Below are 19,823 nucleotides of genomic sequence, written 5' to 3' on the forward strand. Positions count from 1 at the left end.
GCAATCTATACGGCGGTGATGGCAACGACGTCGTCGATGGACGCAACTCCCAGTATCTGCAACGCGTGGATGGCGGTGCGGGCAACGACACCCTCTATACCAACTCCAATACCTTCGCTGTGGCGGATGGAGGTGACGGTGACGATGTAATCTACGCACATGGCACCATCAATGGCGGCGCCGGCAATGACTCCATCCACGTGCAACAGTCCTACTATCCCGGCCCTGTCCACGGCGATGAGGGCAACGACACCATCGACGCTTCGGCTGCGTCGGCTGCGACGCTATACGGCGATGCAGGCGACGACAAGCTGACCGGCAGCGGCGGCAGTGACATCCTTTACGGCGGCGACGGCAGTGACCGCCTGACGGGCGGCGCGGGCGCCGATACCCTGGTTGGCGGCGCGGGGGATGATACCTATGTGCTCGGTTCCAGCGCCGACGTCATCGTCGAAACCGCCGGCGGCGGCACCGACACGGTGGTGGCCGCGATCAGCTATACGCTTGGTGACAATGTCGAAAACCTGCTACTGTCTGCAGTTGACGTAAACGGCACCGGCAATGAGCTGGCCAACCGTATCACTGGCAGCGTGGGTAACAATCTGATCGACGGCAGAGTCGGCGCGGATGTCATGATTGGAAATGCCGGTGACGATACTTACGTCGTCGACGATGCTGGCGACATAGTGGTGGAATACTTTTTCCAGGGCACCGACACTGTCCAGTCGAGCGTTACCTACGCACTTACAACAAATGTCGAAAACCTCGTCTTAATGGGCAGCGCGAATATCAATGGCACAGGCAATGCGCTCAACAATACCCTGATCGGCAATAGTGGCGACAACGTCCTCGATGGCGGAGTCGGAGCCGATACCATGAGCGGTGATCTTGGCAACGACACCTATTATGTTGGAAACAGCTTCGATCAGGTCAATGAGGCCGCAGGCGGAGGCACCGACACGGTCTACAGCGGCGTAACCTATACGCTGAGCGCCAATGTCGAACTCTTGGTCCTGACCGGACTGGGTAACAATTCGGCCACGGGCAATGCCCTGGACAACAGCCTGACCGGCAATAGCGGCGACAACGTCCTGGATGGCAAGGCGGGCGCCGACACGATGACGGGGGGATTGGGCAACGATACCTATGTCGTCGACAATGCCGGTGACGTCATCGTCGAAGCCGCCGGCGAAGGCATTGACGGTGTGACATCGAGCATCAGCTTCAGCCTGGCCGGCCGTTTTATCGAAAACCTCACCCTGTCGGGCTCGGGCAATACGGCGGGCGTGGGCAATACTTTCAATAACGTGCTGACCGGTAATGCCGGCAGCAACAGCCTCGACGGCGGTGTCGGTAACGATATCCTGGATGGCAAGGCCGGGGCCGACACCATGACCGGCGGGTTCGGCGACGATGTCTTCTATGTCGACAATATCGCTGATTCCGTTGTTGAAATCGCCGGCCAGGGTAATGATGCGATCCTGGCGTCGGTCACCTATTCCCTGACGGGCAGCTTCGTGGAAACCCTGACCCTGACGGGCAGCGGCGCCGTCGATGCGACCGGTAACAGCCAGGCCAATGTTCTTAACGGCAATGCCGGCAATAATCATCTGGATGGCGGGTACGGCCATGACATCCTGACCGGCGGTCTCGGCGCCGACGTCTTCGTCTTCGGCACGCACAGCGGCACCGATACGATCATGGACTTTTCCGCCGCCGACAATGACACGATCAATGTGCACGCCTATCTGGCGCACGCCACGGCCGTCATCAGCCAATCGGGCGCGGATGCTGTCATCGATCTTGGCGGCGGTAATGTCGTCACCGTCCTGAACACAACGGCCACGGACGCGGCCTTTCTGAGCCATATCGTGTGGTAGGGGGAGCGGTTAGGGGGCGTCCGCCCGGGTGAGTGTTGACACGGGTCGGGTAGCAAGACACCCCACCACCGCATCTAGCCGCGAAGACGCGGCGGCGTGCGGTCCCCCTCCCCGGGCCTCGGCGGCAGCCAAAGCGGGGAGGATCAAGACAATCAAATGTTTACTTTAATTTGATTGCCTGGCGGTGTCTGTGTTGAGGCCATACCAGGCGCCGCGGCCGGCGCCGTGCAGGGTCAGGTGGCGGGTTTCGACCAGCTGGCGGAAATGTTCCTTCAAGGTGTTGCGGTTGGTGCGGGTGAGGGTGACCATCTCGGCCACCGTGACGCGGCCATGGGTGGCGACGTGGGCCATGATCTGCAAGGACAGTTCCGGCAGGGCCTGGGTCTGGCTGCGGTCCTGGGCGATGATAGACGCCAGGTCAAGGGTTTGCATGTCCAGGGCTTCGAAGAACACCATCAGCCAGGGCTGCCAGTCGGGCTGGCCGGCCTGGGTGGCGAGGATGGACTGGAAATAGGCCTCCTTATCGTTTTCGAGCACCACATCCAGGGCGCTATAGGGAACGTAGGCATAGCCCGCGCGGAGCAGGAGCAGGTTTGCCAGGACGCGGCTCAGGCGGCCGTTGCCGGCCTGATAGGGCATGATTTCGAGAAAGCCGATAGCGAACAGGGCGATGGTCAAGAGCGGATGCAGGGTGCGGTTGGCGAGCTCGGTATGGGCCCAGGTGACGAGGTCGCGCATGCGGCGCGGGGTGTCGAGCGGGGTTGCGGTCGCGAAGCCGATGCCGGCGGGTTGGCCGGTTTCRTMGARGGACGGCAGGTCGTTGGMTTGGGATTTGTAGCCSARGCGTCCGTTGTGGGCGCTTTCGTGGGGCAGCAGGTCGCGATGAAGSCGGTCGATCAGAGTCTCGGTCAGGGCCATGTCGGCGTGGTCGCGGAAAATGCGGCCGAGGACGTCGGCATAGGCGGCGAYTTCRCGGKCGTCRGGGTGTTCGATRCCCTCGATGCGCAGGGATGCCGCTGCGCCGGCGGCCGTGGCGGCGTGCTCCAGGGCSGCYAAACGGTCGGCCGAGAGGGGCCTGGAGGCCTGCCAGGCACCTTTAAACTCGTCGATGGCGCCGACGTAATTGAGGATTTCGGGGGTAATTTCGAAGGGCGGGGCTGGGACCATGGGAGTTTACGCCCTGCTACTGGCGTTCGTTCATCCATTTCCACCCATTTAGCGGGAGGCGAAAACGCTTATCGGCATTCGTTCACCCATTTTCACCCATTTAGCGGGGGGTCGGAAGTGCTTATTGGCGGCGGCATTGACCGGCGGGGGGTTCGAGGGTAGTCATATGTCTGATATCGATATCAAGAATAATGCATTTCGGACCGGCTGAAGCCGGCGGACTTACAGGGCATGAACATGCGCGCATTCTGGCTGGCTCTCGCCGTCGTTACCCTTCCCGTCCTGGCTCACGGGCAGGCGCCCGCCGGCGCCTGGGTGCCGGACCAGGGTGACGGCATCTATAAGAACCCGGTGCTGATGGGCGACTATTCCGATCCCGACGTCGTGCGGGTCGGCGACGACTATTATCTGGTGTCGTCGTCCTTCACCAATGTGCCCGGCCTGCCGGTCCTGCATTCCAAGGACCTGGTCAATTGGGACATTATCGGCCACGCCCTGGCCTTCGTGCCGCCCTATGATCATTTCCGCACCCCGCGCCGCGGTGGCGGGGTGTGGGCGCCGGCCATACGTTATCACGCCGGCCTCTATATGATCTATTATCCCGATCCGGATTTCGGTATTTTCCTGGTGACGGCCAGGGATCCGGCCGGACCATGGAGCGAGCCCGTCCAGGTCGACTCTACGACGGGCGCGATCGATCCGTGTCCGTTCTGGGACGACGACGGCCAGGGTTATCTGGTGCACGCCTTTGCCGGTTCGCGGGCGCACAAAAACAATCTGGTCGTCCTGAAACGGCTCAGCGCCGACGGAACGAAGACCGTCGATGACGGGCAGGTTATCATCGATGGCAGCCAGTTGGGTCCTGTCGAGACCTCGCTCGGGCGGGCCAAATGGTTCACCATCGAAGGCCCGAAACTCTATAAGCGCCACGGCTATTATTACATCTTTGCGCCGGCGGGCGGGGTGAAAAACGGCTGGCAGGGTGTCTTCCGGTCGCGCAGCCTCACCGGGCCCTATGAAGCGCGCAATGTCCTCGATCAAGGCGCCGGCCCGGCCAACGGGCCCCATCAGGGCGCATGGGTCGACACGCCTTTCGGTGAGGATTGGTTCCTCCATTTCGAGGACACCGATTCCTACGGTAGGCGAGTGTGGCTGGAACCGATGAGCTGGGGCAAGAGCGGAGCGCGCAAGGACTGGCCGCTGATCGGCGAAGCGCAAACGGGTCGCGATATCGGGCAACCGGTGGCCGGCTTTCGGAAGCCGAAAACCGCCGGGCCGGTCGAGGTCGCGATTCCGGTGATCGACGACGACTTTGACGGCAAGCTGAACGCCGCCTGGCAATGGAACGCCAATCCCGGCGACGACTGGGCCGATCTGACGTCGCGGCCGGGCTATTTGCGGCTGAAATCCGTCTCGTCATCGCAGAACCTGTGGGAGGCCGGCAATGAGCTGACGCAAAAACTGCCGAATATGGCGTTCAGTGTCGTGACCCAGATGACCCTGACGCCGAAATGGGAAGGCGAGCGTGCCGGGCTTGTCATGTTCGGCGCCAGCTACGGCTTTGTCGGCCTGGAAAACACCCAGGACGGCATTGTCGTCGAACAGGTGACCCGGGGAGATGCCGACAGCTTCGCGCCAGAGATCAGAACCGTGGGGCCGAAGGTCGACGGCCTGGTCTGGCTCAAAATGACGGCGGAACCGGTCACCCAGCCTGCGCCGGCGCCCGATTACCGGCCGATCTGGCCGGCCATGTTGCAGACGACCGATGCCCGCGTCAGTTTCAGCTATAGCCTGGACGGCGTGAACTGGGTGGCCCTGGGCGATGGTTTTGCCAGCAAGCCCGGCCGTTGGGTCGGCGCCCAGATCGGTCTGTTCGCCCAGGCGCCGTCGGGCACGCCGTCAAATACCTCGACGCGCATCGGTTGGGCTGACTTCGCCAGCTTCAAGATACAGGTGCCGTGATACAGCTGCATTGATTTTTTTCACGCCCAGACCTATCGGTAGAGCCCCAGGGCGGACAATCAGGATTCTCTCAATTGAAGCAGGCAGCACGATCCACCGTTACGATCCATGACGTAGCCCGTCATGCCGGCGTCGGGTCGATGACGGTGTCGCGCGTGCTCAACCAAAGCACCCCGGTCAGCGAGCAGCTGCGCGCCAAGGTCATGGCGTCGGTCAAGGCACTGAACTATTCGATGAACATGGCGGCGCGGTCGACGCGATCCGGCATGGGCGGCGTTCGCATCGGCGTCCTCTATTCGAACCCGTCGTCGTCCTATTTGAACGAAGTGATGTTGGGCGGCCTGGAACAATCCAGCCGGCTCGGTTGCCAACTCATTCTCGAAAAGTGCTCCGGCATGGAATCGCAAAAGGCGGCGGTTCGCCGACTGGTCGCCGCGGGCGTGGACGGGGTGATCCTGCCGCCGCCCTTGTGTGATTCTCCGGCGACGGTCGGCATGCTGGCCAATGCCCGTATCCCGGTCCTTGCGCTCGCCACGGGCAAACCGCTGGCCGACGTATCGGCGGTGCGCGTCGACGACTTCAAGGGGGCGCTGACCATGACCCGGCATCTGGTCAAGCTGGGACACAAACGAATCGGCTTCATCAAGGGCGATCCGAGCCACACGCCGACCGCGCTCAGATATGACGGCTATGTGGCGGGGCTGACGGAAGCGGGCATCCCGCTCAACGAGGCCTGGGTCGGACAGGGCATGTTTACCTACCGTTCGGGCCTGGACGTAGGACGCGCCATGCTCGAGCACTACGACCGGCCGACCGCGATTTTCGCCAGCAATGACGATATGGCCGCCGGGGTCATCGCCGTTGCCCACGGCATGCGCCTGGGCATTCCCGAAGACCTGTCGGTGGCCGGCTTCGATGACACGCCGATCGCCACGACGATCTGGCCGGAGCTGACGACCATTCACCAGCCCATCACCGCGATGGGCCGGTCCGCTGTCTCGACCCTTTTCGAACAGATCAAGGTGTTGAAGACGGATCAGGACGCCAAGCCCGTCCATCACCTGATGAAGTTTACCCTGATGGAGCGTGCCTCCACCGGCGTGGCGCCGGAACGCGACGGCCGCGTCTTCCCGGGCGTGCTGCCGCGGTAATCGGCTCTTATACCAACGTGCGCGGTGTAGAACCGCTTCGTTGGTATTCGGTTTTTTTCAGCTCAAACGCCGCGTGGCTCGCCGCATCGGCGGCGGCGGGCGGTCGCCCTTGCCAAACGCCATGAGTCAAAGGTCATGACGCTTGGTATTACCAGTAGGGTTCCCAGGTGCGCGACAGGCGCATCAGGCCTTCGAGGTAGAAATAATCGCCCCACAGGCAACGTTCGTTCACGCCAATCCCTTTCGGCATATGATAGACGGCATTGGACAGCAGGCCGTCGCTTGGGTCGTCCTCAGGCAGGCTGTAGTGCTCGATGAGGCTGAGCATCATGGACTCGGCGCGGGCTTCGTAGCCGGCGCGTCGCGGATCGAGCAGCGGCAATTGCCGGGCCATTTCCAGCAGGCCGCAAACGGCGATGGCGGCAGCCGAGGTGTCGCGTTCGGTGTCGTCGTCGGTGAAGACGAGGTCCCAGCAGCACACGCCGTCGGCGGGCAGACGGGCGAGGAAGTAGTCGGCCAGTTGCGTGCTGAGTTCGACCAGCCGGGCTTCGCGATTGTAGCGGAAAGCGAGCGGGAAACCGTATATGCCCCAGGCCTGGCCGCGGGCCCAGCACGAGGTGTCGCTGTAGCCCTGGTGGGTGCTGCCCTGGCGCGGTGCCCCTGTCACCGGATCGAGATAATAGGTGTGATAGGTCGAATAGTCTTCGCGCACGATATATTTGGCCGCCTGGGCGATGTGCAGGTTGGCGGCATCGCGATAATCAGGTCTGCCGGTCATGTCGCTGGCCCAATAGAGCAGGGGCAGGTTGAGATTGCAGTCGATGATCATCCGCCCGCTTTCCTGCGGATCGTTGAGATTGCCCCAGGCCTGGATAATGCCGGCAACGGGGAGGAACCGCGTCATCAGCGTGTCGGCCGCCTGGATGGCGGCCGTCCTGGCGGTCTCGTTCCCGGTCAGTTTGCACGCCGCGACGCAGGACAGCGAATAGRGAAAGCCGAGGTCGTGGTGGTCGACATTGATTTGGCCTTCGATACGCCGCGCGAAGGTTTCCACCTGGATGTTGGCGGCATCGCGGAAGGCGGGATCGTCGCTCAACTCGTAGGCCAACCACAGACTTCCGGTCCAGAAGCCGTTCGTCCATTCCGAATTGTCCATGGCCGCGAAGGTGCCGCCGATCGATGACGGCGCCGGAAATTCGTCGGTAAAGCGCGGCAACTGGGCTTTGAGACGGGCAACCGCCGTGGCGATGGCGCGGTCGATGCGCATGCGTTGGAACGACTTGACGGCAGGCATGGCAAGGGCGGTCACGCGGGAGTCTCACTTTCGGAATTGGGAACTGTTGGCGCCGGCCCGTCGGGCGACAGCGTAAACCAGGCGCCCAGCCAGAAGATGAGGGCGATCCCGGCAATGCAGAGATAGGTGTGGGGGAAGCCGATATGATCGTAACCGCGGCCGGCGAGCGGTGACAGCAGGGCCAGCCCCAGGGAGTGGCCGAAGCTGACGCCGACCATATAGATGGTCGAGGCCAGCCGGGCCGGGAAATGGCGGGCGATATATTTGAAATTGGCGACGATCAGGATCGGCAGTTCGAGCGAATGGAGCATCTTCATGGCGGAGATGGCCACGGGACCTGACACCAGGCCTGAGCCGGTGATGCGGAAGATCATGACGCCCGACGCTAGGAGCAGGGAGCGCTTGATGCCGAGGCGCGTCACGATCCACGGCGAGACGAACATGCCGGCGGCTTCGAGGAAGATCTGCGCGCCGTTGAGGTGGCCGAACATGGCACGGCCGTGGGCCGGGTCGGCGAATTGCGAGGCGTAATAGGCGGGAAACTGCTGGTCGAAGACGAGGTAAAGATCGGTGACGCCGAGGATCAGCACCATATAGCCCCAGAAGCGGCCCATCCTGAGGACGGCGAGGGAGTCGCTGAGCTTGAGCGTTTTTGACGCTTCCAGGGCATTGGCCGTGGCCACCGGCCGCAACAGAAATACGATGGGCAGAAGCAGCAGGCCGGCGGTCGATGCCAGGGTAAAGTTGATGGTGGGACTGATGTTGAAGAGCTGACCCGAGAAAAAGGCGGCGCAGGCAAAGCCCAGCGAACCCCACAGGCGCACACGGCTGAATTCGAAACCGAAATGGCGGCCCAGCCGGTCGACATAGGATTCCAGCGCGAAGCTGCCGGCATAGAAGGTCAGGCCGAGATAGGACCCGCCGACCGCGGCGCCCAGCAGCAGGTTGTGCCGCAGCAGCGGTTCGTAAACCTGGGTAAAGAACAGGACGCTGCCCAGCACCATGGCGGCCAGGAACCACAGCACATATTTGCGCATGCCGATCTTGTCCGAAACGAAACCGTATATCGGCTGCGAGATCAGGGCGGCCAGCGAATTGGCGCCGATGACGATGCCGGTTTGCTGACCGGTCAGGGCCAGTGGTCCCTTGAGCCAGATCGGCAGCAGGGAGATGGTCATCGCCTGGGCGAAAAAATAGGCGAAGAGGAAGAGGCTCAGCAGCACATAGGTGTGCTGTTTCGCGTGGGCAGCGTCGGTTACGGGCGGGGCTTGTGTCATTTGTAGGTGACGCCCGAGACGTGTTCGCCGATGTCGAGGACCCCCGGCGCCGGCCCGAGAATCTTCCTCCCGGCGACCGTGACGTTATCCAGATGGATGTTTTGTACGCCGCGGCTGTCGTCGTAGCCGAAAATGACGGACGCGCTGGGCGAACCCTTGCCGGTAAAGCTGATATTGCGCAGGGTGACACCGTCGATGCCGCGGCCGGGGCTTGTATTGTACTTGGCGTTAAAGCCGACGTGGAAGTTAAAGAGCTTGCCTTCCTCGATGCGCTCGACGCGGATGTCCTCGAAGGTGATGTTGCGGATCAGGTTATCGTCGCCGGCGGTAATGCCGATGGCGCCTTCGTATTCGGGCTCGTCTTCGTCCTCATCCAGAATGTCGATATTGCTGAAGCGGACGTTCTCGATGACTTCCGGGTCGGGATGGGCAGGCGAGGGCGTATTGCCGTGTATGCCCATGAAGGCCGCGTGGGCGACGTCGGCCCACAGGGTCGAATCCTTCACGGTGATGTCGCTGGTGTCGCCATAGGTGTCCCAGCGGTGGTTGTAGATGGTGATACTGTCGTCGGAGGTGCGCACGAAGCTATCCGAGATGGTGACGTGCTTGCAGGCGAAATTGCCCAGGCCGTCGGACCACTGGCCACCGCCGATGGTGCGGATGTTTTTGAGCTGGATATTCTGGGAGGTCAGGCAGCGCAGGGTGCCGTGCAACTGGTTGAAAAAGATCGGGCCGTCGATCACGACGTTTTTGGAGTTTTGAATCTCCAGCATGTTGTTGCTGTCGAACAGGCCGTCGCTCACTATGGTGACGTTTTCGACGCCGTCGAGTTTGAAGCCGCCCTTGATGATGGCCGAGCCGTCGACATAGACCGTCGAATTGGACTGGATATGGAAGACGCCGTCCGCATCGGTCGGGGTGAAGATGCCTGGGCCGAAATAGACGACTTTTTGCGCCAGGTCCGGATTGACGCCAACGCCGATATCGTAACTGGTGCCTGTAACCGGGGTCACCGGCAGGTCGTGGCGGATGCCTTGAGTGAAGATGTGCAGATTGTGGAGATGGTCGCCGTCGAACTCGACGCTGAGATTTTCCGGCTTGGTCAGGGTGAAGTAGACGATGCCGTCGCGGCTTGTTGACTTGATGCCTTTCGAGGTCGGCCGGATGGCCACGTCGCGGAAGGTGCCGTTGTTTTTTTGCACGGCGACTTCGACCGGGCCGGTGAAATTGAAATAGACCATGGACGCGTCTTTTTGCGGCTTATCCCAGTCGACGGTCACATTGTATTCGTAGAGGTCCTGCCATTCGCCACCCGGCACACGGACGCGCACCGTGTAGTCGTCATTGTGGTGGTCGTAGCGAATGGGGCCTGGAAAGGCGAAGACCTGAAGATCTGATTTGGCCGCCGGGGCAGGCGTCTTGTGCCGGGCTGCCGCATCGGCCAAAGCTGGAATCGCCGCGACGAACATAAGGGCGAGAGCGTATTTCGATGCGGATGCCAACACTGTGTGCCCCTCTGCGGTCATTTTTTGACGCCGTATCGAAACCGCAGCCCGAAATCCGGCTCTAATTGTCTGAGCTGTGGTATCGATATCAAGAATGGCGCCCCTTGTCACCCCACAAAATGAGAGCGGACAGGATGGGGCAAGCTTGTCATGAATCCGTTAGAAAATCGAGGATATTTGCTATTATATGGTATTTTAACACCACATACGGCCCGGGAAAAAATGATATGGCGGGGTTGGTTTTGTCATTTTTGTCAAAAACGAATTTGGTATCAATACCATATATAATATTTATTTTTATGTTTTAAAACAATTTGTTATTTTGTTTTTTCAAAATTGATAGCGTTGTCATTTCAACATTTGGCTTAAAAAATGTGCTAAAAATGTATCATTGTTGCGATGGTGAATTCTGCCCGATTGACGTTTTTATCCGACAAGCGTAACAGGGTGATGTTGATATCGATACCAAGCCTAGAGCGTCCGATATCGAGTCTGTTTTTAGAGTTCAAGCGTACCTTCACCTGCGGCTTCCAAGAGGCGTGGACGGTGAAACAGACGGCTCTAACGCCGTCGAAAAAGCAAAGGGCCGGATAACGGTCCGACAAAAGAGCAGACTTCAAGGCCACACAAACGGAGGAAAAACAGGAACCATGACCACATCACATCAACTCTTGCTGCGCGTATCGGGTCTTGCCCTGGCCGTAGCCCTCGGCGGCGGCGCACAACAGGCGCTCGCCCAGGACGCTGCAGCCGCATCGCCCGCCCCGGCGGCATCGGACGAAACGGTCGTTGTCGTGACCGGCGTCCGCGCCAGCATGCGCTCTTCGGTCGCTATCAAGAAGAACACCCAGGAAATCGTCGATTCGATCACCGCCGAAGATATCGGCAAGCTGCCCGACAACAATGTCGCCGAAACCCTGACCCGTATCCCGGGCGTGCAAGGCTATCGTTATGGCGGTGAGGGGGCTTCGCCCGTCGGCGCCGGCAGCGGCCTGACCATTCGCGGGCTTTCGGGGCAGACGGCGTCCCAGGTCGACGGTCGCTCCTACGCCACGGCGGGCCTGCGCGAATTCAACGTCGAAGACGCCATTCCGGGCATGATCGCCGGCATCGACGTTTACAAGAACCCGACCGCGGAACATATCGAAGGCGGTATCGGCGGTCTCGTCAATATCCGCACCCGTCACCCCAGCGATTTCAAGGGGCCGACGATCAGCCTGAGCGCGACCGCGCGCTATAATGATCTCGACAACCATGTCATGCCGGAATTCTTCGGGCTGCTGGCCGACAAGTGGGATCTGCCCAGCGGCGGCCGCATCGGCTTGATGGTGGGCGCTGTTTACCAAAAGAGCGAAGGCCGCTCCGACAACAATCCGGCCAATGGCGGGGTCAGCCTGCGTCGTTCCATACGAGCCGATGATCCGGAATACGCCCAGCGCGCCGCGGCCAATAGCGCCAACAATCCGAACGCCCCCTTGGCGTCCTATGTCGGACGTTCCGACGTATGGGCCCTGGTCGACGTCCCGACCATCGGTTGCAACAATATCACGATCGGTTGCAACGTCCCGGACTTTGCCCATGCGGGCTTTGGCGGCACCGCCCTGACCGCCTCGCAAACCGCCAATGTCATGTCGGCGACCGCCCAGGCCCAGACGCCCATCGGCGAAGAAGTCATCAAACGGACGCGCAAGGGCTTCGACGCCGCGGCCGATTGGGTCGTCAATGACAGCCTGCGTCTCTATGCCGAGACCAATTACACCTATTACATGTATAATCAGAACTACATGTTCCTGAACAGCACGGATGGCCGCAACGTCCAGAACCTCAAGACCACGCCGTTCAACTTTACCGAAGGCCTGGCCAACCGCAACCTCAACGGCGGTTCGGACGATGTCCTGGTCAGCCAGCGTCTCGCCGGGGGCACCTTCCTCAATTCGGACTTCAGCGTCACCGGCGGTGACGAGCACCACCCCTACTGGACGGCTATCGCGGCCGGCGGCTTCGAGTGGAAAGCGTCGCAAAAGCTGATGATCAAGGGCGATCTTGCGATCACCAAATCGGAAGTCACCGACGATAACCGCTCCGTCAATATCGCTTCGGCGCCGGGCCTTTGGTCGGCGACGGGGCAGGGCGGTTGGGCGGTCACGCGGGACCTAGCCACTACGCCGCACAATATGAGCTTCACCGGTCCGGACCTCGGGGCGGTATCGACCTGGGTCGGCAATTTCTACAATGACGGCACGCACTTCACCGTCCGGGACCAAAGCCTGGCCGTACGTTTCGACGCCAAGTACGACTTCGACAGCGGCTTCTTCACCGACGTGAAGTTCGGTACGCGTTACGCCCACAACGAAGACCGTTTCTGGGACTACCGCTTTACGCAGAACTATAACCTGACCACCGATGGCGCGGGCCTGGCCGGCTGGCCGGGCGCTCCGGGTGGCACCGCCTATCACGCCAACGGCATGGCGGCCACGAACTTTGCCGATCTTCTGCAGCCCTCGATCGGCAATTTCATGCATGGCGATGCCGGTTATTCGGGCGGTTACCTGGTCTATTCTCCGGCCAATCTGCTGGGGGATATGGTGCGCAACCGCTTCCCGCTGGCCAATATTCCCTACGGCGACACTCGCGCCGAACAGCTTCTGTCCCGCCGTTTCGAAAAGGAAGATTCGACTGCGCTCTATGTCATGGGGGATTTCGCCGGCTTCAATGAGAAGATCAAGGGCAATATCGGCGTCCGGGTGGTGCAAACCAACCAGTTCGGGCAGACCTATGTCAATGACCTGACCCAGACGCCGGTCGTCCCGGTTTCGGTCTCGGCCAAGAAGAACTATACCGACGTCCTGCCGTCCCTGAACGTCACCTACTATCTGCAACCCGAGTTCCTGCTCCGCTTCGGCTATGCCAAGGGCATTACCCGTGCCGGCTTCGGCGACCTGAACCCGACGATCGGCGTCAATGTCGCGACCGGTCAAGGCAGCGCCGGCAATCCCGACCTGGCGCCGCTCAAGGCGGACAGCTACGACATCTCCTTCGAGAAGTATTTCAACGGCACCAACTATGTCTCGCTGGACTTCTTCGACAAGGAATTGAACGGTTTCGCCTACGGTATCAACAATTGTGAGACCGTGTCGATCGCCGCACCGACCAGCGCCGCCATAGCCGCCGGCAACGGCTGCCAAACCGGCGAATACCTGATTACCCGGACGACCAATGCCGGTGACGGCTATGCCCGAGGTGTCGAAGCGGCCTTCCAGACCTTCTTCGATTTCCTCCCCGGCAACTGGAAGCATTTCGGCGCCTCGGGTTCGTTCACCTATGTCGACACCTCGAACCCGGTGAACTTCGGCACCCCCGCCAACAAGCGGATCGTCGATGTGCCGCAGCCGTTCGTCTCGAAGTACAATTACACCCTGCAAGGCTTCTATGACGACGGCAAGCTGTCGGGCCGCGTCGTCTATACCTGGCGCTCCGACGAGATCCTGTTCGGCATCTCGACCAACCCGATCGACGGCCGCGGCATCGGCGAATACGGCATTCTCGACATGTCGTTGAACTACAAGCTGAACGACGCCTTGTCCGTCACCTTCAACGGCAACAACCTGACCGACAAGGGTCTGGATCGTTTCGTCGGTGAGCCGGCCTACAATACCGGTATCGAACGCCAGCACTATGTCAACGGTCGCACCTACAGCATCGGCCTGCGCTACAAGTTCGGCGGCTGATCACGACTTTCCCTGGTCGGCCCCGTTAAACCTTTGGTGCGCTCCCCGCCATGAAGGTTTCCTGATGACCGTGACTCCTTTGTGAGTCACGGTCTTTTTTTGTCGCATGACGGGCGGCGTGACCGGTCCGCGAATGAGTAGACAAGGCACGCATTCGCGGTCCATTTTTGTTGAAAAGATTACGGTTTTTGGCGCACGAATGAGTGGGTGTGGGAATATTATATTACCGCAATATCTCAAGCATCATAAAAATACTAAAGATGGTAATTTTTGTTGACATGGCAGGGAAAGTCGGGTAGATTTTTCTCAGCATCCAGTGATGCGCCCCGAGTTCCCACATCAACTGATAGCAAGTTCAATGACAGCCCCACGGTTCCAGCCGGCGGGGCTTTTTCTATCGAGATTGACCATGTCCAATATCGTTACCATGCGCCGGCGCCCGACCGGCTATAGCCAGGCCGCCGCCGATCGGGTGTGCGACGCGGTCGCCACGTCGTCGCTCGGTTTGAAAAGCTGACCGAGAGCGATGGCACCCTGCCGCGCGAAGGCACCATCTATCAATGGATAAAGCTGCATCCCGAGTTCAAGGCGGCGTTCGAGGCGGCGCGGGAACAGATGGCCGATATGCTGATCGGCGAGTGCGTGCAAATTGCCGATGACCGCGACAAGGATGTGCTGGCGCGGGCGACCAAGGACGGCGGCTGGGAGATGGTCGGCAATCCGACCAATGTCGCGCGCGCCAAGCTGATGATCGATACGCGGCTGACGATCGCTGGAAGGCTGGCGTCCCGGAAATACGGCAAGGTGGTCGCAGTGGAGGCGAAACGAAAGGGGAGGCCGTTCGTCCGTCCGGAAAATCTCGACGATCTGATTTGTTAGGAGAGGGGCGGGCGGTGTCGTGAGGGGCGGCGAAAGCGCCCAGGCGATTGCTAAGTCATAAAGCGCATAGCCCAACCCCGTAGCGTCGCAGACCCAGCCATCCGTGCCGGATCGTCACGCAGACCACCGAGCCTGTGGAAACGCCATCATAGGTTTGTTTGCGGACATAGACCCTGTCGCCGCCGGGCTTCAGCGACCAAGGCGAGAGAGCCAGGACATAGTCGAGCGAAGACTTGCTGCGCTCGGTCTCCTTCGCGGTAACGGACACCTGTTCGACGGTCCGTTGCCAGTCGCCCATCCCATCGACCGCGCTGACGTCCGCATAGCCGTAAGCCATCCCGATAAGGAACAAGACGACCAGGATGCTGTTCCGGTCCGGTAGCCCTTCGTGTGCCCAGACCGCAGCCAGGGTCCACAGGCCGCCCAGTACGACCGCCGGGATCAGGGCGATCGGCCAGTCGAGAAAATGCGAATTGACGATCACCCCGCGTAAGACCGCCAGGAGCGGGATACCGACCAAGGCCACCAGGCCATTCGACGAATCCCGGTGCCATTCGATCACGGGCACGCTTCCCCCGGTCAGAAAAGCAATCACCAGCGCGATCCAGGGCGTCAGCAGACAGGCCGTCAGACACCAACCGTTGAACGGATCACGGGCCTGCCAAAAGAGCAGCGCGAATCCCACGACCCAACCCAGGACTTCGATATGGCCCGGCCGGATCGGTAGACGTCTGCCGCCGACATACTGAGGCATTATCGCACCTCGACGTGTAACGGCCGCCAGCTCAAATGCGGCGCATCTTCGTCATTTTTCAGCTTGTCATAGGTGGTGAAGACGGCCGGCGTGATCCGCATGGCCTCGCCGCGGCTGTTATATTCGCACGCCCCGTCCTCGGGCGGCGGCGGCGCGGTCAGGGGCACCAGGATCAAAACTAACCGGCCCAATAGGTTCATGATGTCGCCCCTGTGTCGTGTCGAGCGTAGATCGCAGACGGGTGATCGTCAATGAGAAGGCCCACATGTCGCCGCCATCCGATCACTTCTTCCGATAAGGATAGCAAAACCGCCTCGCGCGCTTGACGCCCCGCCTGGGCTTGGGCAGGGTGCCGATGGCCGCACAGACGCGCCGTGTACAGTTTTGCGTATGAGGGGGAACATTATGACGATTTTGACCGTCACCGGGTCGACGACGATCGACGCCGGCACCGTTTACGATGTCGTTGCCACCAGTGGTTCGGCTGGATTTCGTTTGGTCGAGATCGATGTGACGACCCCGGATGTGTCGCTCGTCAATTACGGGTCGCTGACCCTGACGGCGGCGGCGGATTATGTTTATCCCATCTACCTGATCTATACCGCGTCGGTAGGATTAAACACCATCATCGACAACCGCGGCACCATGACCGCCACTGCCTTACACGACACCGCCTTCGGTATTTACGGATATTACGCCGCGGCTATCGTAAATAGCGGACATCTGAGTGTATCCGCGGCAACGACAGCCTACGGCATTGAATGCGGTCAAGTTCAGACTGGAGATGGCGACTTCGACGTCGATAACAGCGGAACGATCACCGTCACCGGTGGAACTGCGGCGTACGGTGTCAGGCTCGATTACGGCGGCTGGATGATCAATTCCGGCACCGTGACCGTCGCGGCAAGCGGAGGCACGAGCTCCGTGGCCGGTATTTATCTCGGGGACGGCCTTTATGACAGCCGGCTTGTCAATTCCGGCACAATTTCCGTCACCGGTACGGACAGCAACTATCAGATCGCCGGTATTGCCTTCGGTTTTGCGACCAAGGTGTCGATCGTCAATACCGGTACGATTACCGCCAAATATGCCATAGCCGAAGGCACTTACAACGATTATGGCGACGATCCGACCCAGAGCACTATCGATAATAGCGGCACGATCAATGGCGCGATTGTCCTGGGCAGCGACATCCAAACACTGACCAATACCGGCACCATCAACGGCGATGTGTCGCTGGGAGGCGGCAATGACAGTTTTATCGGCACGGGCGGACATCTGATTGGCGCGGTCCACGCCGGTGCCGGAAACGATAATCTCACCGCGGGCATCGGCCTGCACAACCTGTTTGGTGACACCGGCGACGATGTCTTTCACGCCGGCAGCGGTGATGCCGTTTTCGATGGCGGCGATGGCCAGGATACCATCGATTTTAGCACCTTGTCTTCTGCCGTCAGCTACGATCTTTCCATGGTGGGCGCCCAGTCTTACATGCCCGGCGCGACCCTTACTACAAGCCATGTCGAAGGCCTGATCGGCACGGCTTCGGACGATACATTGTCCGGCGATGTCTACGGCAATCACCTGGCCGGCAGCGACGGCAACGACCATCTTCTCGGCAAGGAAGGCGACGATCTTCTCGAGGGCGGGGACGGCGACGACACCCTGGACGGCGGCGACAATGCCGACGTACTGCTGGGTGGCGATGGTAACGACACGCTGATCGGCGGCGCCGGCAATGACATACTCGAAGGCGGGACAGGCAGCGATCTTATGACCGGTGGCGCCGGCGCCGATACCTTCCGTTTCACGCATTCTGACCAGGACGCCATCATTACGGACTTCGACGTCACGAAGGACGTTCTGGCATTCGACAGCGACGACGGCTTTACCACCTACACCGCCGTGCAAAATGGCGCCGATGTCGTCATAACGCTGGCGGCCGGTGAACATGTTACCTTGCAGCACGTCACCATCCCCAGTCTCACCGCCGCCAATTTCAAGTTGCTCGATCTGACGCCGTTGACCTTAACCGGCGGAAGCGGCGACGACATATTGTTCGGCCATGCCGGCAATGACATCCTGGACGGCGGGGATGGCAATGATACGATTTCCGGGGGCGCAGGCAACGATCTCTTTATCGCCGGCGCTGGCATGTACGACGTCTATGACGGCGGCAGCGGTGTCGACACGGTGAGTTATGCAAACAGCACGATCACCGCTTTTGTCTTTCTGAACCAGCACTCGGGCAACCAGAATAACGGTCATGTTGATATTCTGCATGGTTTTGAAAATATCATCGGCAGCAAAACCGCAGGCAACTACCTTTATGGCGATGAAGGAGTCAACAGCATCTGGGGGGGCAATGCCGGTAATCACCTCGAAGGTTTTGGCGGCGACGACCACCTTTATGGTGGAAGCAATAATGATATTCTCAATGGCGGCTACGGCGACGACCTCCTGGAAGGCGGTTCGGGTAACGATACCCTGGGGGGTGAACCCGGCGCAGACACGATGATCGGCGGATTGGGTAATGACATCTACAATGCTGATACCCTTGATACGATTGTCGAAGCCGCCGGGGAAGGGATCGACACCGTCACATCCACCGGCGCCTTCAGCCTGGCTAATCTCGGTGCTGTTGAGAACCTGACCGTGTCTGGAGATGGTGACATGACCGGCAACGCGTTGGATAACGTGTTGCGGGGGAACCTGGGTGTCAACCTGATGGCGGGTGGGTTGGGTAACGACACCTATATCGTCGGGGAGCACGGTACGGTCGTTGAACAGGAAAATGCGGGAATCGACACGGTCATGTCGCTATTGGACGTCACCTTGACAGCCAATGTTGAGAACATAATTCTCTATGTCGACAATTATCCCACCCACGAATTGAACAATAACGGCACAGGCAATGGCCTGGACAATGTCATCACAGCCGGCGACGGCAATAATGTTCTCACAGGCCTGGGTGGCAATGACACCCTGAACGCCGGCGCCGGTACGGACCGTCTCTATGGTGGCAACGGCAACGATGTCCTGCAGGGCGGGGCCGGCGGTGACAAAATGTGGGGCGGTGCCGGAGACGATATATACTATGTCGATTACCGCCTCGATCTCGCCACCGAACTGGCCGGTGAAGGCACTGATACAGTCTATACCTCGTTCACCTATACCCTGGCGGACAATGTGGAACGCCTTGTTCTTCTCGACTTTTTAGCGATTTCAGGAACCGGGAATGCGCTGGACAACGATCTCCAAGGTAACAATTTCGAAAATCGGCTCGACGGGGGCCTTGGCAATGATACATTACACGGAGGCGCTAGTAACGATACGCTGATCGGGGGCGCTGGCGACGACTGGCTCGACGGTGGCACTTTCGACGATGTTATGGCCGGTGGTATAGGTGATGACACCTATGTGGTCGATCGCTTCTTCCTTGGATATCCGCTGGATGTCGTCACCGAACTGGCCGGGGAAGGGACCGATACCGTTCTGGCGAGTGTTACCTATACCTTAGGTGACAATGTTGAAAACCTCACCTTGCTGGAGGGCGGCAAATATGCCGGCACCGGTAATGCGCTGGACAATCATATTCTGGGCAATGCCAGCATCAATACCCTGACCGGTCTCGATGGCAATGACGCGCTCGATGGCGGTCTCGCCGCAGACACCCTGATCGGGGGGCAGGGCGACGATGCCTACTATGTCGATAACCGTGGCGACATCGTCACCGAACTGGCAAGTCAGGGCAGGGACACCGTCTATAGCGGCGTAACCTATACGCTGAGCGCCAATGTCGAACAATTGATCCTGACCGGACTGGGTAACAATTCGGCCACGGGCAATGCCCTGGACAACAGCCTGACCGGCAATAGCGGTGACAACCTGTTGGACGGCAAGGCCGGCGCCGACACGATGACCGGAGGGCTGGGCAATGATACCTATGTCGTCGACAACGCCGGTGACGTCGTCGTCGAAGCCGCCGGCGAAGGCATTGACGGTGTGACCTCGGCCATCAGCTTCAGCCTGGCCGGCCGTTTTATCGAAAACCTCACCCTGTCGGGCTCGGGCAATACGGCGGGCGTGGGCAATACTTTCAATAACGTGCTGACCGGTAATGCCGGCAGCAACAGCCTCGACGGCGGTGTCGGTAACGATATCCTGGATGGCAAGGCCGGGGCCGACACCATGACCGGCGGGTTCGGCGACGATGTCTTCTATGT

At 60.1% G+C, this 19,823-nt stretch carries 12 protein-coding genes; 6 read left to right on the plus strand and 6 right to left on the minus strand.

The features are described from left to right. Positions 1–1,880, plus strand: a 1,880-nt coding sequence (locus AC1DX3_RS24190; protein ID WP_476991927.1) for a beta strand repeat-containing protein, incomplete at its 5' end; no start/stop codon positions are given. A 165-nt stretch (positions 1,881–2,045) separates the two neighbouring features. On the opposite strand, the gene AC1DX3_RS24195 is transcribed toward AC1DX3_RS24190, so the two are convergent. Continuing rightward, positions 2,046–3,047, minus strand: coding sequence for a Fic family protein (locus AC1DX3_RS24195; protein ID WP_476991928.1), 1,002 nt, complete (start codon positions 3,045–3,047; stop codon positions 2,046–2,048). Positions 3,048–3,284: 237 nt separating this feature from the next. Between AC1DX3_RS24195 and AC1DX3_RS24200 the strand changes: the two genes are divergently transcribed. Both AC1DX3_RS24200 and AC1DX3_RS24205 read left to right on the plus strand, forming a co-directional pair. Continuing rightward, positions 3,285–5,009 carry a glycoside hydrolase family 43 protein gene (locus AC1DX3_RS24200; protein ID WP_476991929.1) on the plus strand — a complete coding sequence of 575 codons (1,725 nt, stop codon included), beginning with the start codon at positions 3,285–3,287 and terminating at the stop codon, positions 5,007–5,009. A gap of 74 nt (positions 5,010–5,083) precedes the next feature. Then, positions 5,084–6,160, plus strand: coding sequence for a LacI family DNA-binding transcriptional regulator (locus tag AC1DX3_RS24205; RefSeq protein ID WP_476991930.1), 1,077 nt, complete (start codon positions 5,084–5,086; stop codon positions 6,158–6,160). 148 nt (positions 6,161–6,308) lie between these two features. Here the strand turns inward: AC1DX3_RS24205 and AC1DX3_RS24210 are convergent, their stop codons facing one another. Genes AC1DX3_RS24210 through AC1DX3_RS24220 form a run of 3 tightly spaced genes read right to left on the minus strand, consistent with a single transcriptional unit; the run spans position 6,309 to position 10,236 of the window. Beyond that, positions 6,309–7,469 (minus strand): glycoside hydrolase family 88 protein, encoded by a 1,161-nt coding sequence (locus AC1DX3_RS24210; protein WP_476991931.1) that lies wholly within the window; start codon positions 7,467–7,469, stop codon positions 6,309–6,311. Beyond that, positions 7,466–8,731 carry an oligosaccharide MFS transporter gene (locus tag AC1DX3_RS24215; RefSeq protein WP_476991932.1) on the minus strand — a complete coding sequence of 422 codons (1,266 nt, stop codon included), beginning with the start codon at positions 8,729–8,731 and terminating at the stop codon, positions 7,466–7,468. The genes AC1DX3_RS24210 and AC1DX3_RS24215 overlap by 4 nt, the downstream gene beginning before the upstream one ends. Beyond that, positions 8,728–10,236, minus strand: coding sequence for a glycoside hydrolase family protein (locus tag AC1DX3_RS24220; protein ID WP_476991933.1), 1,509 nt, complete (start codon positions 10,234–10,236; stop codon positions 8,728–8,730). The genes AC1DX3_RS24215 and AC1DX3_RS24220 overlap by 4 nt, the downstream gene beginning before the upstream one ends. A gap of 650 nt (positions 10,237–10,886) precedes the next feature. On the opposite strand from AC1DX3_RS24220, the gene AC1DX3_RS24225 reads away from it, so the two are divergent. Beyond that, positions 10,887–13,964 (plus strand): TonB-dependent receptor, encoded by a 3,078-nt coding sequence (locus AC1DX3_RS24225; protein ID WP_476991934.1) that lies wholly within the window; start codon positions 10,887–10,889, stop codon positions 13,962–13,964. A 474-nt stretch (positions 13,965–14,438) separates the two neighbouring features. Next, entirely contained in the window at positions 14,439–14,843 is a 405-nt protein-coding gene (locus AC1DX3_RS24230; RefSeq protein WP_476991935.1) for a terminase small subunit-like protein, read from the plus strand. Between the two features lie 55 nt (positions 14,844–14,898). Here AC1DX3_RS24230 and AC1DX3_RS24235 read toward each other — a convergent pair whose 3' ends face one another. Beyond that, positions 14,899–15,597: a hypothetical protein gene (locus tag AC1DX3_RS24235; protein ID WP_476991936.1), complete on the minus strand. Its 699-nt coding sequence runs from the start codon at positions 15,595–15,597 to the stop codon at positions 14,899–14,901. After that, complete coding sequence (locus tag AC1DX3_RS24240; protein ID WP_476991937.1) at positions 15,597–15,797, minus strand: hypothetical protein; 201 nt, start codon at positions 15,795–15,797, stop codon at positions 15,597–15,599. Before AC1DX3_RS24240 ends, AC1DX3_RS24235 begins: the two co-directional genes overlap by 1 nt. Positions 15,798–16,002: 205 nt before the next feature. Here AC1DX3_RS24240 and AC1DX3_RS24245 point away from each other — a divergent pair. After that, on the plus strand, positions 16,003–19,823 hold a 3,821-nt coding region (locus AC1DX3_RS24245), incomplete at its 3' end, for a beta strand repeat-containing protein (protein WP_476991938.1).

The organism is Asticcacaulis sp. P2_B1 (genome assembly GCF_056404915.1).

Coding starts and splice junctions, on each gene's coding strand:
- AC1DX3_RS24200 (WP_476991929.1), top strand. CDS start 3,285: ATGCGCGCATTCTGGCTGGCTCTCGCCGTCGTTACCCTTCCCGTCCTG.
- AC1DX3_RS24215 (WP_476991932.1), bottom strand. CDS start 8,731: ATGACACAAGCCCCGCCCGTAACCGACGCTGCCCACGCGAAACAGCAC.
- AC1DX3_RS24225 (WP_476991934.1), top strand. CDS start 10,887: ATGACCACATCACATCAACTCTTGCTGCGCGTATCGGGTCTTGCCCTG.
- AC1DX3_RS24235 (WP_476991936.1), bottom strand. CDS start 15,597: ATGCCTCAGTATGTCGGCGGCAGACGTCTACCGATCCGGCCGGGCCAT.
- AC1DX3_RS24240 (WP_476991937.1), bottom strand. CDS start 15,797: ATGAACCTATTGGGCCGGTTAGTTTTGATCCTGGTGCCCCTGACCGCG.